Origin of the sequence: Brucella ciceri, from assembly GCF_041930145.1 — a bacterium.
Classification (GTDB): Bacteria; Pseudomonadota; Alphaproteobacteria; order Rhizobiales; family Rhizobiaceae; genus Brucella; species Brucella intermedia.
In genome coordinates, this window is sequence record NZ_JBHEEV010000001.1 from 201,107 (window position 1) to 216,293 (window position 15,187).

Consider the following 15,187-nt stretch of genomic DNA (forward strand, 5'->3'; position numbering starts at 1 on the left):
AATCAGGCAACTGCACGGCCGGGGAGAACGGCGGTCGCGCTGGCATCGTCTGCAACATCCGGCTGGGAGAACCGGGATTTCGGATAAACGGGGCTTATTTCGTTCGCCCAATCGGTAAAGTCGGAGAACGCCGAGCTCCATGTGCGATGTGCTGCGGAAGCGAGAGCGCCTTCGGCGGTCCGCATCAAGGCTTCGCGATCTTGTGCAAGGATCGTCAGAATGCGTGTCATGTCTGAGACGATCTGCGCATCGTTGCCATTGCGGATGAGAATGCCATCGCGTCCGTGATTGACAAGCTCATCGACGGCGCCGACCGCCGTGGCGACCGGCACGCAGCCAAGCTGCTGCGCTTCGGCGATCATCAGCGGCGCGCCTTCCCAGCGCGACGGCATCAGGAGAACATCGGCCCAGGCCAGATGGTTGGCAATGTCCTTGCCGTCGAAAACCGGCGGCGAGACTTTCACGCCCGCATCCTTCAAACGTGTCATCCACGATGCGCTCGGATCGTCGGAGAGAATTTCTCCGCCGATGGCCTGCGCTTCAAAAGGAATGCCCTGCTCTTTCAGCTTGACGATTGCATCATGCAAACGGTCGATACCCTTCTGGCGGTCGAGGCGTCCCATGTAAAGGATACGCATGGGCTCGCCCTTGCGCCCCTGCTTGCGCGCGGCGGTGACTTGCGCCCGCTGTTTTGTATCGATTGAAAAACTGGCCCCGTTTGGCACCGAAAACACTTTTTCATACGGTACGCCAAAGCTGTGCAGATAAATTTTCAATTGATCCGAACACGTGAGAAAAGCGTCATAGGCATGTTCGAAGGCGATCGCCGCATAGGGTTGGCCTGCCTGACGGCGGAAGACCGTCTCGTCCACCACATGCAGATAGCAGGCGGTGCGGGTGCCTTCCGAGCGAAGCTTACCCATCAGGGGATGAGCGGCCATGACGTGGTTGTTCACGACAAGATCGAAACCGGAAAGCTGGCCGCGCAGGATACTCCAGTCGAGCGGATGATCTTCGGTGATAAAGTCCTGACCGAGGAAGCGGTTTGTGTCACCCCAGGCGGGAATGCCATCCTTCCAGAAATGCAGGTAGTCGAAGGACTGGTCGAACTCATCGAGCACGTCCATCCGCTCATTGCCGAGGACGAAGAGATGGGTTTCAAACCCCTGGTTCTTCAGCTCCCGCCCGGCGGCATAAGCGACCTTTTCCGCCCCGCCGAAAGAAGCATTCGGCACCAGAACGGCAGCGGTCTTTTTCCTTGCGGGGTTATGCGCAAGCGGCAAAACTGGTCCGCCGCCAAGTTCATTGCGCAGCACCTGATACATTTCGGAAAGAGCCGGTAGACGGCGCGGACGCCACGTCCAGCGTGTGGCCGCACTCTGCTTCAGCGGGCTTGTTGCAATCGACGTCACCAGATTGAGCATTGATTGTTCTGGCCGTGAGAGCGCGCGGCGCTGGCGAACACGCGGGAACGGAAAGCGCACCTTCATGCGCGCCGAGGTAGGCCATAGTTGCTGCGTACCCAACGAAGCGAACCAATCGAGCGCATCGTTTTCAATGATTTCCTTTATGAGCCGGGTCGAAACGAAAATCAGGTCGGCATGTGGCTGCCGCGTACCCGACGGCATGATTTCGGTGTCGATGCGCCGCTCGTCCTCGACATTGGTGAGTTCCACAAAGACGATGTTGGCCTGTTCCGCCAGCTTCTCAAGCCGCGACAGGATATTCGGCAACAGTCGCGAACGCGCCAGAAGTTTCAGCGTCTCTGTGTTGGACGAGGCAAGAAATGGCGGGAAATGGAAATTATCCGGCTCGGACACACTGCCCCAGAAGGCACGGATCGCATCATCGAACTTGAGATCGGCAGTGCCAAGGCTGAGATCGGTGAAAAGGCTGACCGTCCCCTCGCCCGCGCGGATCACGCCATAACGCGGGCATTCCTCATGCTCGAAACCTACGAGCGTCGGACGGCGAAACAGCGCCTTGTGCCGCTTGCGCAGAAAGCTGATCGAGCCGGAGCGGTCGCGATTGGCTTCCTTGAAACGGCTTTCCGCACGCAGGCGATATTCAAAGCCGGTATCGTGGCATGGCGTCCCGACAAACCCCGCCTCGATCGCCGAAAGCCAGAACTCCCAGTCTTCAAAACCATTCTGGCGATCATCATCAAAACGGACACCGCTACGGAAAACATCCGCAGAAATCATCGACCCCGTATCGCAGATATTGTCAGTGATGCAGTGGATCAGGCGCGAATAGCTGTTGCCATAGTGTGCGCGCCAATTGACGGAGAAAGTGTCGATATTGGTGTAGACCCATCCGGCGTTCGACGCCAGCAGCTGACGATAGAGCGTGTCGATGGTGTGCGGCTGCACGCGGTTGTCTGCATCGACAAAATATACAGCCTTCACGTCAGGCATTTCTTCAAGAATATAGTCGACAGCGCGATTTCGTGCGCCACCCGGGCCGGCGTTTTCGCCAAAGATGATATGGATGTTGGAATGCGCCGCAGCGTAGAGCGTCAGGCTGTCGAACACTTCGCGGCGCGGATCGCCATCTACCGACACCACGATCTGGGTACGGAAAACCGTTTCTGATGCAAGAATGGTTTCCAGTGCTTCAAGCGCCAGCGCCGCGTGGCCGTAAAGCGGCATGGCAACGACGATCAAATCCTTGGACCTATCGTACATTCGCGGCCTCTTTGGCTAATTCCTGAGCGGGCCGGGCCTCAATGTGCTTGACCAGCCGGAAGTTGAAGACCTTGAGCCAGGAAAAATCGACGGAATCCGCTGCGGCCTTGCTCAGCACAACGAGATCCATCGTCCGGTCGACCGGTCCCTCAAGCATGAAATTGATATCGATCGGGCGATTGGGCGCGACCTCCGACCAACCGCTGAACAAAACCTGCTGACGTCGCCGATCAAGATTGGAAATCGCGTCGATTTCCTCCTTCACGTCTGATGCCAGATTGACCAGCAACAGACCGACGGCACAGGGTTTGCCCTCTGGATGGTCAATCACAGCCCGCGCGGAGACGCGGACCGTACCCGGAGCAACCACACGGCGAATGGCAGCCGCAGTGACGCCCTCCTCGAGCGGATGACAGCCGATGGCATCCTCATGTTCCAGAAAACGCACAGTCGGAAAATCGGGAGTAATGGACGTAACGGACACGTTGGCCACGTTGCGCAGTAATTCGACCGGCAGACGGTAGTCGTCAACCTTTCGGCCATTGATCAACGCAGTCGGCACGATGGCGTTCGGCAACGATGCCGGGCGCACACCCGGCAAGCCGGTGAAAATCCTCAATGCCAGAGGGCGCATGTCGAGATCGGCGTGCGGAATACGGGCACGCGCCGCATAGCGTTCGTTGGCGATCACATTGCCCAGCGACAGTTCCGGCGGCACGCCGCCCGAGGCGGAGATGCGCAGGCGGAGCGTCCGATGGCTGCCATCACATGCCTTGGGAAGCGAGAAGAAATTCCATTCCGACTGCAGCGCGCTGTAGGGCACCAGCCACTCGGCAATTCCCTCACCGTTTTCCAGATAATCCAGCGTTACGATCAGCTGGCCGTTGCGATTGGCCGGCAGATCGCGGAAATGGAGGGCGAAACCGGAAACGGCATAGCTCGAAACCGGAAAAAGCTGTTCGATCTCCGATTCGCGCAGCAGACGCGCAAACCCCTCGTCCTTTGGATCGACCAGAGGGGCATGACTGAAAATCTCCGTCGAAGAATCCCAGTTGCGAGCGTGGAATGCGTCTTCAATCGCCCGATAATTCTCAAACATGGTCTCGCGCTCGCGGCGCAGCATGGCGAGCTCGGTGTGAACCTTGCTGACATGGCCGACAAGGCGATCCAGGCTGCTCTCAAGCAACTGCGTAACCAGCAGCGGAGCTGTTTCGGGGGATGCTTCATCGACCCGCACAACGGGTAGTTCCGGAATGGTGCTCAGACGATAAATCTGCTGCAGAACCGTTTTGAGTTCGTTCTCGCCCTCTTGCGACGCGGCGACGGCAATGAGTGGAAATGTATTCGCCAGACGAAGGCGTTTTCCGTCTCCTTCGACAAAGGTGGTCAGCTCGCCCAGAGACGTCGCTTCCAGCGCTTCACGATCACGCATCGAAGCAATGGCATATCGGCGGGATTTCCGCGCCGAGATCGCAGGAAGTGGTGTGCTCAACATAATCATCCATTGTGTGATGGCCGACTTGGGAGTCTCGGCCTGCACTTGCAATGAGAAAATACAGTCTATGTATTGTCAACAGTCTTATAGCATCAACTATATGATAATATTACGAATATTTGGAACGAGTTTAATTCAAAATTTGAAACAATGTTCATATATATTACAATAACAGCGTAAACACGCAGAAACACGGAGTTTTATATTTACGTTACAGGACTTGCACGCCCGATTGTCGCCACATACCAGCTACCGTCCGTTCAATACTGCCTCGATCAAGGTTTTTTGCTGCCGTAAACAATCCGACAACCTGAACCGGGTTTCCACGGTTCGTCGTGCTGCAGCTCTCATCTGGAGACATGCATCGGGGTCACGAAGCACGTTCATGATCACTTCCGCCAACACGTCCGGCTCAAAAAACGGTACAAGCAGCCCGTTTTGGCCCGAGCGGATCAACTCCCGAACGGGAGGCGTATCCGAACCGATGATGAGCGCGCCGCATGCCATCGCTTCCACGACCGACCAGGACAGGACAAACGGATAAGTCAGATAGATGTGGGCAGTCGATATCTGATAGAGTTTCCGCAACTGGGCGTGCGGGATCGTGCCGGGAAACACGATTCGATCCGGCGGCAGATCAAGATTCCGGACGAGATGCTCGCGCCATGAACCGCCGCCGGGTGGCGGCGTTCCATAGCTGACGCCATCGCCGCCAACAAAAACGAAGATCGCGTCATCGTTCTGCCGGATGACCTTGGCCGCTGCTTCCAGCGCTTGAGGAAAGCCGCGATAGGGTTCGAGATCGCGCGCGACAAACGTGATTACGCGCGATTCTCCTGCCTTCAGCGTCCGCCCATCCGGCAGTTGGATCGTTGCGTGACGATCCGGATAGAAGAGTTTGGTATCGACACCTTCGTGAACCACGGCAATGCGGTTCTGAACGGAACGCGGGTAAAGGCTCTTTTGCCAATGCGTCGGGCTGAATCCGCCGTCGATACCCTCAAGGGTTACCAACTGCGCCATGTTACGCAGGCGCAGGCGCTTGCGGGTTTCAATATCAGGCCGGTCGCCCGGTGCGAAACCGACATCGGCACCATTGGCGCGGTAGAAAAACTCGCAATAGCCAAGTGCGGGGACTGAGGGCAGCACGTCCTTGACGAACATCATGCTGCCCCAGCCAATATGACCGACGACGATATCGGGTGCCTGACCATGATGGGCCATGGATTCCAGGGTTTCGGCCACACGGTACCCGATCCTCGTGTGATGATCGGGTACTTCCAGATATCTGGCCATCGCACCGCCGGTGCGAGGACCAGATTCTACTCTGTGGCGAATGACGCGGACCGCTGGGAGGCGACGGTCCACTGTCTCGCAGATCAGGCTTACATCAAGTCCACTCGTAGCCAGATTCTCGGCTAACGCAGCGAACTGACCGAAACCGCGCCTGTGCACAAATGCTATACGCATGTTACGAAACGTGTTCGGCTGGCGGCCGAAAATAATCGCAACACATCAAATGCCAAACCGTGCGGCATTGCCCCACACGAGTTCCAGTCTGTGCAGTGTCTGATAGGCAATCTCCAGATTGCGAAGATCGTCATCATCGCGGGTGAGGATATGGTTGTAGGACCGGCTCGCATTCCGCAAGCTTGCACACAGCCTTTCACCCTTGTCCGTCAGGCGAATACGGGCAGACCGTTTATCTCTCTGCGAGGTTACACGGTCGACATATCCACCATCGGTAAGCTGTTTCAGATAATAGGAAATGTTGGACCCGACATAATGCCCGCGATCCAATAGTTCACCCACAGTGAGCTCGACATCGCCTATAGCCATCAAAACCAGGGTCTGGGCCGGACCGATATCTTCCACGCCTAACTTCGTCAGCTCGGTTTTCAGCAAGCTTACAAAGCGGCGGTTCACTCGTTCTATCATCCGGGCCAGCTCGAAATGCGTGATAACGACTGTATGAACCGGATGTCTGCGTTCCTGTTTTTCGGCGGTAACTTCAGGAAAATCAACGGCAGTAAAGCCATCGACTGATGTTTCGACTTCCACTCCCTCGTGTAGAAGTTTTTGCATCTCTTGCTCTCCATTTTCAATTTTACTTCAAATTTTGAAGAAATTTGCAGTTATATTTTCTTTGCTCCTTTCGCATTTCCCCGCCGTAAGAACCTTTTTTCTGTCACATTCTCTGCAGTATTACTTTACTGATCTTGAGAACTAGCACACAGTTTTTAGGGATATCCGCCACCTGTGACCATTCCAAGGCAGATAGCGTATGAATGATACTCGCGAAATCAACTCGATTGGCAAGAGCCCTGCACACAAAAAGGGGCAGGACGATTCGGTAACTACGCCGAAAGGCCTGATTTTCAAGGCCCGCCGCGTTTTCCTGTCGGGACTACTTTATGCAGTGCTGCTGAGCGCCTGTATCAATTTGCTACAACTCACTGTACCTCTCTACATGTTGCAGGTTCATGATAGGGTGCTGAACAGCCGAAGCATGGACACGCTCACCATGCTGACCGTGCTCGCCATCGGCGCCATGCTCGTATTCGGGGTGCTGGAATTCATCCGCTCCCTGTCGTTTCAGGCCATGGGCAGCGCACTTGTGCGCCGCCTGAATCTGGCGGTTTTGACGGCAGCGGTGCAGGCATCCGTAAATCAGGGCATGCCCAAAGCGACTCAGACGCTTCGCGACCTCAACGAGTTGCGCAGTTTCCTCACCTCACCGGCGATCAATGCTCCACTCGACGCCGCGTGGTCGCCGATCTTTCTCGGCGTCCTGTTCCTGCTCCACCCCATGCTGGGCGTGATCGGTCTCGTCGCCGTCATTATCCTGATTGCATGCGGTGTGCTGACCGACCTCCTTACCCGAAATCTCATTCAGGAGGCGAACCAGGCGAACATCGAAGCGGTGTCCAAGATCGGCAGCAGCCTGCGGCATGCCGAAGTCATCGAAGCCATGGGCATGCTCCCGGCCCTCGCTCGCCGCTGGCGCACGATGCAGGTTCAGGCGCTTCAAGTGCTCGATCTTGGCGGAACCCGCGCCCGTGCCCTCTCCTCGATTGCCCGCACGGCGCGTTTCATCATCCAGATCGGATCGCTCGGCATAGGCACGCTGCTTGCCATGCAGCAGGAAATCACGCCCGGCGCAATGATCGCGACCAGCATCATCATCGGCCGCCTGCTGATGCCGTTTGACCGAATCGTGGAAAACTGGCGCCAGTGGGTCAGTGCAATCGCCAGCTGGAAGCGCGTCCAGTCATTGCTTTCGGAAAACCTGGCTGTACGCCAGACCATGCCGACGCCACGCCCCAATGGCGACCTCGTGATCGACAAGCTCATCTATGCCGCACCCGGCGTGGATGTCCCGATCATCAAGGGCATCTCCTTTTCGATCTCGCCGGGTGAAGTCCTTGGGGTTGTCGGCCCATCTGCCGCAGGCAAATCCACGCTTGCCCGGCTGCTGATCGGCATCGTCAAACCCACCTCCGGCGGCGTTTTCCTTGACGGAAACAATGTCTATCTCTGGGAACGCGGTTCTTTCGGTGAGATTGCGGGATACCTCCCACAGTCCGTCTCGCTGCTGGATGGAACCATCAAGGACAATATCGCCCGCATGGGTGACAGCGATCCGCATCGCGTGCTGGAAGCCGCACGTCTGGCCGATGTGCATGAAATGATCGGCCGCATGCCGCTTGGCTACGATACCCCGGTGGGCGACGGCCGTCTGACTTTGTCCGGGGGGCAGCGCCAGAGAATCGGCCTTGCCCGCTGCCTCTACAACCGCCCGCGCCTGATTGTTCTCGATGAACCGAATTCGAATCTCGATGCGGTCGGCGAGCGCGCGCTCATCCGGGCGGTCGAACACGCGCGCGACGATGGCGCCATTGTCATCATGATCGCACATCGGCCATCTATCATGCAGGTCGCCGACAAGCTCCTGGTGCTCGAAAACGGACGTATCTCGCAGTTCGGGCCGCGCACGGATGTGGTCGCCTCACTGACACCTGCCAATAATGGCCCGCAAATGGGAGCAGCAAACGCATGATGGGCAAATCGATTATTCCTCGTCGTGTTTCCAGCCTGCTCGCGCCGCGCGCAGAATCGTCGGATCACCAGGCCCTTACCCGTTTTGGCAGCGTCAAACCTGAATGGGCGCTCGATCTGGAGCGCGAGGATTCAAGATCGCCCCTGCGTGGGCTGATCATTGCAGGCCTAGCAACAATCGGCGTCGCTTTCGGCGGGTTCTTCGCCTGGGCCTATTCTGCCAATCTTGGAAGTGCGGCGGTAGCAATGGGCACGGTCATCGTCGATTCCAAACGCAAGACTATCAGCCATCTCGAAGGCGGTATTCTTGATCGCCTGCTGGTGCAGGAAGGCGATATCGTCAAGGTCGGCCAACCGCTTCTGCGGTTGGACGACACAAAGGCACGTTCCGACCTCCAGTCCCTTGAAAGCAGGCGCATCGGCTTGATCGCAAAACTCGCTCGTCTGCGCGCCGAACAGGCGGGGGAGAAGGAGATAAGCTTTCCCGCCAGCTTTGCCGAGGGCGGTGAAAACGCGCAGAATGCCATTCGCGCCGAAAACATCTTCTTTCAGAAACGACTTGCCCAGAAACTGAGCAAGATCGACATACAGCAGAAAACTATCGAGCAATATACGGAGCAAGCCAAGGCATCGACCGCACAGATAGCCGCGACGGACCGGCAAATCGAACTCATCAGCGATCAGCGCAAGGCGATTGCCAGCCTCGTCGAAAAGGGTTTTGCCCAGAAATCGAAGCTTACGGAAATCGATACGCGTCTCAGCCAGCTCGCCGGCGACAGAGGCGAGTATGCCGGTGACAAGGCGAAAGCCGAGCAGGCGAAAGCCGGCGCGGAGTTTGCCCTGACTGGAATCGAAAGCGATCTCCAATCCGAAATCGCAGGAGAAATCACATCGAGCCAGGTCGAGCTTTCCGATGTGCAGGAACGTATCGTCGCGGCCAAGGATGTGATGCGGCGCGTGGAAGTCCGCTCGCCGCAAGACGGGATTGTAGCCAACATCCGGCTGCGTACGCCGGGCGGCGTCATCGCACCCGGCGAAGCGATCATGGATATCGTCCCTGAAAACGAACCCCTCGTCGTTGAAATGAAGATCAGTCCACGTGATATCGACAGCATTTCGGTTGGCGCAGGTGCACAAATCCGCCTGACCGCCTATAATCAGCGCTCAATGGCGCCGTTGGATGGCAAGCTGACCTATATCGCCGCCGATCAGTCACTTGACGAGAAGACCGATACCGCATTTTTCGTGGCACGCGCCGAAATCACTCCGGCATCGCTCGCCGCAAATCCGACCGCCCGGCTTTATCCCGGCATGCCCGCAGAAATCATCATCGTGCACAAGGAACGTCGTGCCATCGATTATCTGGTTTCTCCCATCACGGACAGCCTGAACCGGGCCTTCCGCGAAGATTAATATCCAGAGAATTTCAAAGTAAAACTCGATCATAGGTTGAAATTCCCGAAGGAAGTGTCGCCGCGCATGAAATGACATGTGCGGCGTCATCTTGTTGAAATATTTTCACATTCCCCTCTTCTTGGCCAGATAATTCAAATTTAGAATCAATTTCTGCGTAAACACAAAACAAATATAAATTATAATGACTGCAAATAGATTTCATACTTATGTTTACAGAACTGCAATATAAATTAATGGTAATAATTTGTTACTTACACATGCCGCAATTATACCAAATGACGATGTTGCAATTCCACATAATGCAGAGCAGACTACTAAGAGCATAATGGTCGGAGCATTCCGGCTTGTGGAAACCCCTACAGGAACACAAGGAGAAGCAGATGGCCACTCTAGAAGGCGGCGCCTACGACGACGTGTTGTTCGGCTCCCGCTTTGACGATTTCATCCGTGCCCATGGCGGTGATGATCTCGTATTCGGAGGCGATGGTAACGACACCGTCTTCGGCGGCAACGGGAATGACATCCTTTTCGGCGGCACGGGTAACGACACCCTGTTCGGCGAAAACGGCAACGACATTCTCTTCGGCAATGAAGGAAATGACGTCCTGAGCGGCGGCAATGGCAGCGACGTGCTGTATGGCGGCAATGGAGATGACATTCTCCAGGGCGGCAACGGCTCCGATTTGCTCTATGGCGGCGCACATAATGACATTCTCTACGGTGGGAACGGCAACGACATCCTTGATGGCGGAGCCGGAAACGACGTTCTCATCGGCGGAAATGGCAGCGATACATTCCTGTTCAATGGTGGCGGCGGAAACGACGTCATTCTCGACTTCAATCCCGGCGAAGACATTCTGCAGATTCAGAAGGGTATCAATGGTCTTGATATCTCTTCCGCAGACGATCTTGCCGACCGTGTCACGCAGGTTGGTGGCAATGTCGTTGTCGACCTCGGCAATGGCGACACCGTTACCCTCGTGAACACCAATGCAGACGATGTACAGGCTCATCCCGACCAGTACTTCACTGTTCACTGATTGAACAATTGAGAGCGTGCCCGGCAATCCTCCCGCCGGGCACGTTTCGACTTCGCCGGACACCCAACTTCCCCGTTGGGTGTCCGGACCTCCTGCAAGCTGAACTTTTCTGCAAGAATGAAAGGGCCACACATTGAACCTCGACCATTCGGCGGACATTGAAAGCAAAACCGAGAACCTCTCCATTTGCCGTCTTTGCGCCGATGTGGCTGTGGTCATCTGGGATATTCCAGGCCCGGCTCGCACGACCACCAAATGCACATTTGAAATGCCGGTTCAGCCGGTCCCCTTGCTGAGCGTCGGCATTCCGCTCGAAAATGGCGGCCTGCGCATGTTCTGGGCCATGCGTACAGGCAGTGAACCTGCGGAACTTTCGCTCTCGGCAGGGTCTCTTGGCCCGACGGCGCAAGCGGTCGTATATCCGGCCAAGGAACTCGCCCCTTTCGATGTTGAATATGTCGTAAGCGATCTGACGCTCCCCGGACATATCAAGCTTCTCACCAATATTCTGACCACGTGGCGCAGCACTTTCCGGCTTTCGCGAAACCAGACTTTCGCATCCCTCGTGCGGGACCTGACTTTCGCATTGACGCCGGAACCGCGCGAGGCCCAGCATTGCGGCGAGCCTGTTCAGGGACATCACCTCCTTGAAACAGCGGTCGACCCGATGCTGGGCGAGATTTCGGCTATCTATGGCATCACTTCCGGCAGCGTGATGGTCGTTCCACCACGCTTTGTGGTGGGCAGGCAGGCGCGCAACGCCTGGCAGCCATGCCATCTTCTGCTGGAAGCAGCGCAAGACCTGCCCTCATCGCTTCTGCTGGTGCTCACGGGTCAGAAAGGAGTCGCCGTTCGCAAGCTTGCGAGCGCTAGTGAACAAACGGATTTTGCCAAATGGTGGACCAAATGGCAGGGCAACGGCGCATTGCGGGAATTTCTTGTTCGCCAGCTCGGCAAGCTAAGCCCTGCGGGTGCGGCGGTCGCCATTGATTTGCAAACGCGCACGCCGCTGCCCGTCCGCCAGATTGCACAGTCTGCCACCCATCCGGCCGCTGAAATCGATCTCGCTCTGGCGCTCGATGGCGGGCTGATCGTGGGCGGATGGATGCATGATCCCGCCGCCATGCTTGCGGATATCGAATATCTCCCGGAGAACGGAAGCGCATTGTCGCTGAAGCCGCACTTCCACAAATTTCCCGGCAAGGTGGCCAAGCGCGAAGATGCACCCCAGCAGGATGTGACGGGTTTCGTCGCCTGGCTTCCTTCGGTGCAGAATCTTGGGCCTCTCCTGCAGCCACGCTTCCAGTTGCGCCTTGCTTCCGGCGCGACCGCGCCTCTGGTGCCCGCACCGCAGCCCTTCGAGCCATCAGCGCAGCGCAACCGCATTTTGCGATCCGTGCCGCCGCAACAGGCAAGGCCACACGTATTCTCCCATATTTTGGGACCGGCCCTCACCGAAGTCGAAAAGAAGCTCGCTGCAACGGTGCACATAGCCGAGGTGAAGGAATTCGGAACGACGCCTGCCTCCCCGCTCGCGTCCATCGTTATTCCGCTCTATCGCAACCTTGATTTCCTGCGTTTCCAGTTTTCATCCATGGCGACAGACCCGTGGCTGGTGGAGAATGCAGAGTTCATCTTCGTGCTGGATTCTCCTGAAATTCAGGACGACACCGAGCACATGCTGGGTGGGCTGCACATTCTGCACGATATGCCGTTCAAGCTGGCAATCATGAACCGCAATGGCGGCTATGCGCGGGCCTGCAATGCAGGTGCCAGCATTGCGACCGGAACAACCATCGTCATGTTGAATTCCGACGTCGTGCCTGCGGAACATGGCTGGTTGCAGCAACTGATCCAGCCTTTGTTCGATCAGCCAAAGCTTGGCGCAATCGGTCCTCGCCTCCTGTTCGAGGACGGCTCGCTTCAGCATGGCGGGCTTTATTTCGCCCGCGACCGTCAGGGCATCTGGCTCAACCATCACTATTACAAGGGCATGCCGGGTAACTATCCACCGGCACTCCGTCCGCGTGAAGTGCCGGGCGTTACCGGCGCCTGTCTCATAACGCGCAAGGATATCTTCGATCTCGTCGGTGGCTATACGGAAGACTATGTCATCGGCGACTATGAGGACAGCGATCTTTGCTTGAAGATCAGGCAGCTTGGCTTCCAGATATTCTACGAGCCTTCCGTGGCGCTCTACCACTTCGAGCGCCGCTCGATCCGCCGCAGCGCGGATTACATGCGGGGCCTCGCCAGCCAATACAATTCCTGGCTCCATACACAGCGCTGGGACGACGACATTACCGAATTGATGGCTCTGCCGCAGGAACAGGAGCGCACTGTCGACCTGTCGAATGTCATCATGACCAAATCTGAAAGGAGCGCCGCTTGACGGACGTGGTAGCGCTGAAACAGCCAGAACCTGAAGCCAAACCAGCAATACCGGATGCGCAGATCGACTGGCTGATGCAGTCGGTATTGAAAAACCGCTTCTTGCCCTCGCCCGATCCGAACAGCGTGTTCGTCGGCGATGGCGATTATCGCGCGGTCGGCGCAGAGTTTCTCGGGCATTTCATTCGCATAGGCGGCCTTCGGCCCGACGCGCGCGTGCTCGATATCGGTTCCGGCATCGGTCGCATGGCAGTGCCGCTGACGCAATATCTCGACCCGGCAAAAGCCCTTTATTCAGGTATTGATCCCGTGACAGGTGGCGTAAACTGGTGCCGCCAGAACATCACGTCGCGCTACCCGAACTTCGAGTTCCGCCACATCGATATCGCCCATGACCTCTATAATCCAAAAGGGGCGGTCAACGGGCTCAGTCTCGTCCTGCCTTTCGCTGACAGGAGTTTCGACTTCGTCATCATGACGTCGGTAGTCACCCATCTGCCGTCCGACGAGGTTAAAACCTATCTCGAACAGGTTTCCCGCGTTCTCGCTCCCGGCGGAAAATTGTTCATGACCGCATTCGTCGTGGACGATGTGGCCGCGCGAGACCGTCACGGCAAACGTGACAAGCGACTTGCATTCGAGCGCCATGGCAGCGGACCATGCTGGTTTGTGCCGGAACTGCCGCCGCTGGCGGCAGTCGGGTTTGAAAATGGCTTTCTGGACCGTGCGCTTGCCGGTGCAAAACTGTCGCTCGAAGCAAAATCCTTCGGTCACTGGCGCGGCATCGAGGCGGATCATTATCAGGATATTTTCATCGCTTCGCGAGGTGCTGCCTGATGGCGCAACGTATCCTCATCGCGGCTCATAATCACCCGTCGCTTCATCCCGGCGGAACGGAAATTTTTGCGCACGACCTGTTTCGTGCCTATCAGCGCGCCGGTTGCGAAGCCATGTTTATGGGCGCCACCAACAAGGTGCACCGCGAGGCCCGTCCTGGAACAAGCTTCCAGAGCATTGGCAATGGCGGCGATGAAATCCTGCTCTGGTCCGGTCATTTCGACCGCTTCTACATGAGCCAGATCGACCTTTACGGGATTGTTCCCGACATTGTCGAACTGCTGCAGGACTTCCGGCCCGACGTCGTGCATCTCCACCATCTGCTTTTGCTCGGCGCCGAATTCCCCCATATTGTGCGCCGCACTTTGCCGGATTGCCGTATCTTGCTGACTTTGCACGACTATTATCCCATCTGCCACCATGATGGATTAATGGTCCGCACCACGGGCAAGGAGCTTTGCCATGGTGCAAGTCCCGACCGCTGCCATGCCTGTTTCAAGGACATTGCGCTCGATAAATTCGTGCTGCGCGAACGGCATATCAAATCGCTCTTGAGCGCTGTCGATGCGTTCGTTTCACCCAGCGAGTTCCTCAAGCAACGCTATGTGGAATGGGGCCTCGCGGAAGGGTTGATCAGCGTCATTCCCAATGGTCAACCGCAGCGCCCTTCCCTCGAAACACGGCAAGTGGAGCGCGGGAAGCCGGTCTTCGGCTATTTCGGCAATCTCAATCCGTGGAAAGGCGCAACAGTGCTGCTGGAAGCAGCACGGCAGCTTATATCGGAAGGCTTCGATTTCGAACTGCGAGTCCATGGTGCAGCGCCATTTCAAAGCGAAAGCTTCGTCAGTGAAATCGAGCGCCTCTTTGCCGAGACATATCCTTTCGTCCAGCGTCGGGGTGCTTATCGGCGCGATGACATCGCCCAACTGATCCAGACCGTCGATTGCGCCATCATGCCGTCGATCTGGTGGGAAAACGCTCCGCTTGTCATTCAGGAAGCGCAGGGACAGAACCGTCCCGTCATATGCAGCAATATCGGTGGAATGGCCGAAATGATTGAACATGAGGTCAATGGCCTCACCGTTCCGCCGAACGATCCGCTCGCGCTCGCCCAGGCGATGCGTCGAATGGCGGAAAACCCGGATCTGCGCCACTCGCTTAGTGCGAATGCACGTCATCCGGACACCATCGACGCCACGGCAGCACGCTATCTCGATCTGATCGGGACATTGCGGATCGCGCGCGTCGAGGCAGCATGAGAG

10 protein-coding genes are annotated in these 15,187 nt (G+C 56.9%); 6 read left to right on the forward strand and 4 right to left on the reverse strand.

Annotation, left to right across the window (positions count from 1 at the left end; all coding sequences use genetic code 11):
- Nucleotides 1–2: 2 nt before the first annotated feature.
- The 4 genes from JNC63_RS00880 to JNC63_RS00895 all read right to left on the reverse strand — a co-directional run bounded on the left by JNC63_RS00880 (nt 3) and on the right by JNC63_RS00895 (nt 6,267).
- Complete coding sequence (locus JNC63_RS00880) at nt 3–2,687, reverse strand: glycosyltransferase (protein ID WP_021585669.1); 2,685 nt, start codon at nt 2,685–2,687, stop codon at nt 3–5.
- On the reverse strand, nt 2,677–4,182 hold the full coding sequence (locus tag JNC63_RS00885; RefSeq protein ID WP_075041475.1) for a DUF6212 domain-containing protein: 1,506 nt from the start codon (nt 4,180–4,182) through the stop codon (nt 2,677–2,679). The genes JNC63_RS00880 and JNC63_RS00885 overlap by 11 nt, the downstream gene beginning before the upstream one ends.
- Nucleotides 4,183–4,431: 249 nt before the next feature.
- Entirely contained in the window at nt 4,432–5,652 is a 1,221-nt protein-coding gene (locus JNC63_RS00890) for a glycosyltransferase family 4 protein (RefSeq protein WP_075041476.1), read from the reverse strand.
- A 45-nt stretch (nt 5,653–5,697) separates the two neighbouring features.
- Nucleotides 5,698–6,267 (reverse strand): MarR family transcriptional regulator, encoded by a 570-nt coding sequence (locus tag JNC63_RS00895; RefSeq protein WP_006468694.1) that lies wholly within the window; start codon nt 6,265–6,267, stop codon nt 5,698–5,700.
- A 199-nt stretch (nt 6,268–6,466) separates the two neighbouring features.
- On the opposite strand from JNC63_RS00895, the gene JNC63_RS00900 reads away from it, so the two are divergent.
- The 6 genes from JNC63_RS00900 (at nt 6,467) to JNC63_RS00925 (ending at nt 15,184) form a co-directional block, all read left to right on the forward strand.
- A complete protein-coding gene (locus JNC63_RS00900; RefSeq protein WP_075041477.1) occupies nt 6,467–8,242 on the forward strand; it encodes a type I secretion system permease/ATPase in 1,776 nt (591 codons plus the stop codon).
- Complete coding sequence (locus tag JNC63_RS00905) at nt 8,239–9,654, forward strand: HlyD family type I secretion periplasmic adaptor subunit (protein WP_025092027.1); 1,416 nt, start codon at nt 8,239–8,241, stop codon at nt 9,652–9,654. The genes JNC63_RS00900 and JNC63_RS00905 overlap by 4 nt, the downstream gene beginning before the upstream one ends.
- Nucleotides 9,655–10,037: 383 nt before the next feature.
- Nucleotides 10,038–10,697, forward strand: coding sequence for a calcium-binding protein (locus JNC63_RS00910; protein ID WP_006470323.1), 660 nt, complete (start codon nt 10,038–10,040; stop codon nt 10,695–10,697).
- Between the two features lie 133 nt (nt 10,698–10,830).
- The gene (locus JNC63_RS00915; protein WP_021585674.1) at nt 10,831–13,089 is read left to right on the forward strand and encodes a glycosyltransferase family 2 protein; all 2,259 of its coding nucleotides are present in this window, start codon (nt 10,831–10,833) and stop codon (nt 13,087–13,089) included.
- Entirely contained in the window at nt 13,086–13,925 is an 840-nt protein-coding gene (locus JNC63_RS00920) for a class I SAM-dependent methyltransferase (RefSeq protein ID WP_021585675.1), read from the forward strand. The genes JNC63_RS00915 and JNC63_RS00920 overlap by 4 nt, the downstream gene beginning before the upstream one ends.
- Nucleotides 13,925–15,184, forward strand: a complete 1,260-nt coding sequence (locus JNC63_RS00925) for a glycosyltransferase family 4 protein (protein ID WP_075041478.1) — start codon at nt 13,925–13,927, stop codon at nt 15,182–15,184. Before JNC63_RS00920 ends, JNC63_RS00925 begins: the two co-directional genes overlap by 1 nt.
- The last annotated feature ends 3 nt before the right edge of the window (nt 15,185–15,187 follow it).

Excerpts from the sequence above, each read along its gene's own strand:
- JNC63_RS00880 (WP_021585669.1), bottom strand. The coding sequence starts at position 2,687 with ATGTACGATAGGTCCAAGGATTTGATCGTCGTTGCCATGCCGCTTTAC.
- JNC63_RS00885 (WP_075041475.1), bottom strand. The coding sequence starts at position 4,182 with ATGTTGAGCACACCACTTCCTGCGATCTCGGCGCGGAAATCCCGCCGA.
- JNC63_RS00890 (WP_075041476.1), bottom strand. The coding sequence starts at position 5,652 with ATGCGTATAGCATTTGTGCACAGGCGCGGTTTCGGTCAGTTCGCTGCG.
- JNC63_RS00895 (WP_006468694.1), bottom strand. The coding sequence starts at position 6,267 with ATGCAAAAACTTCTACACGAGGGAGTGGAAGTCGAAACATCAGTCGAT.
- JNC63_RS00900 (WP_075041477.1), top strand. The coding sequence starts at position 6,467 with ATGAATGATACTCGCGAAATCAACTCGATTGGCAAGAGCCCTGCACAC.
- JNC63_RS00905 (WP_025092027.1), top strand. The coding sequence starts at position 8,239 with ATGATGGGCAAATCGATTATTCCTCGTCGTGTTTCCAGCCTGCTCGCG.
- JNC63_RS00910 (WP_006470323.1), top strand. The coding sequence starts at position 10,038 with ATGGCCACTCTAGAAGGCGGCGCCTACGACGACGTGTTGTTCGGCTCC.
- JNC63_RS00925 (WP_075041478.1), top strand. The coding sequence starts at position 13,925 with ATGGCGCAACGTATCCTCATCGCGGCTCATAATCACCCGTCGCTTCAT.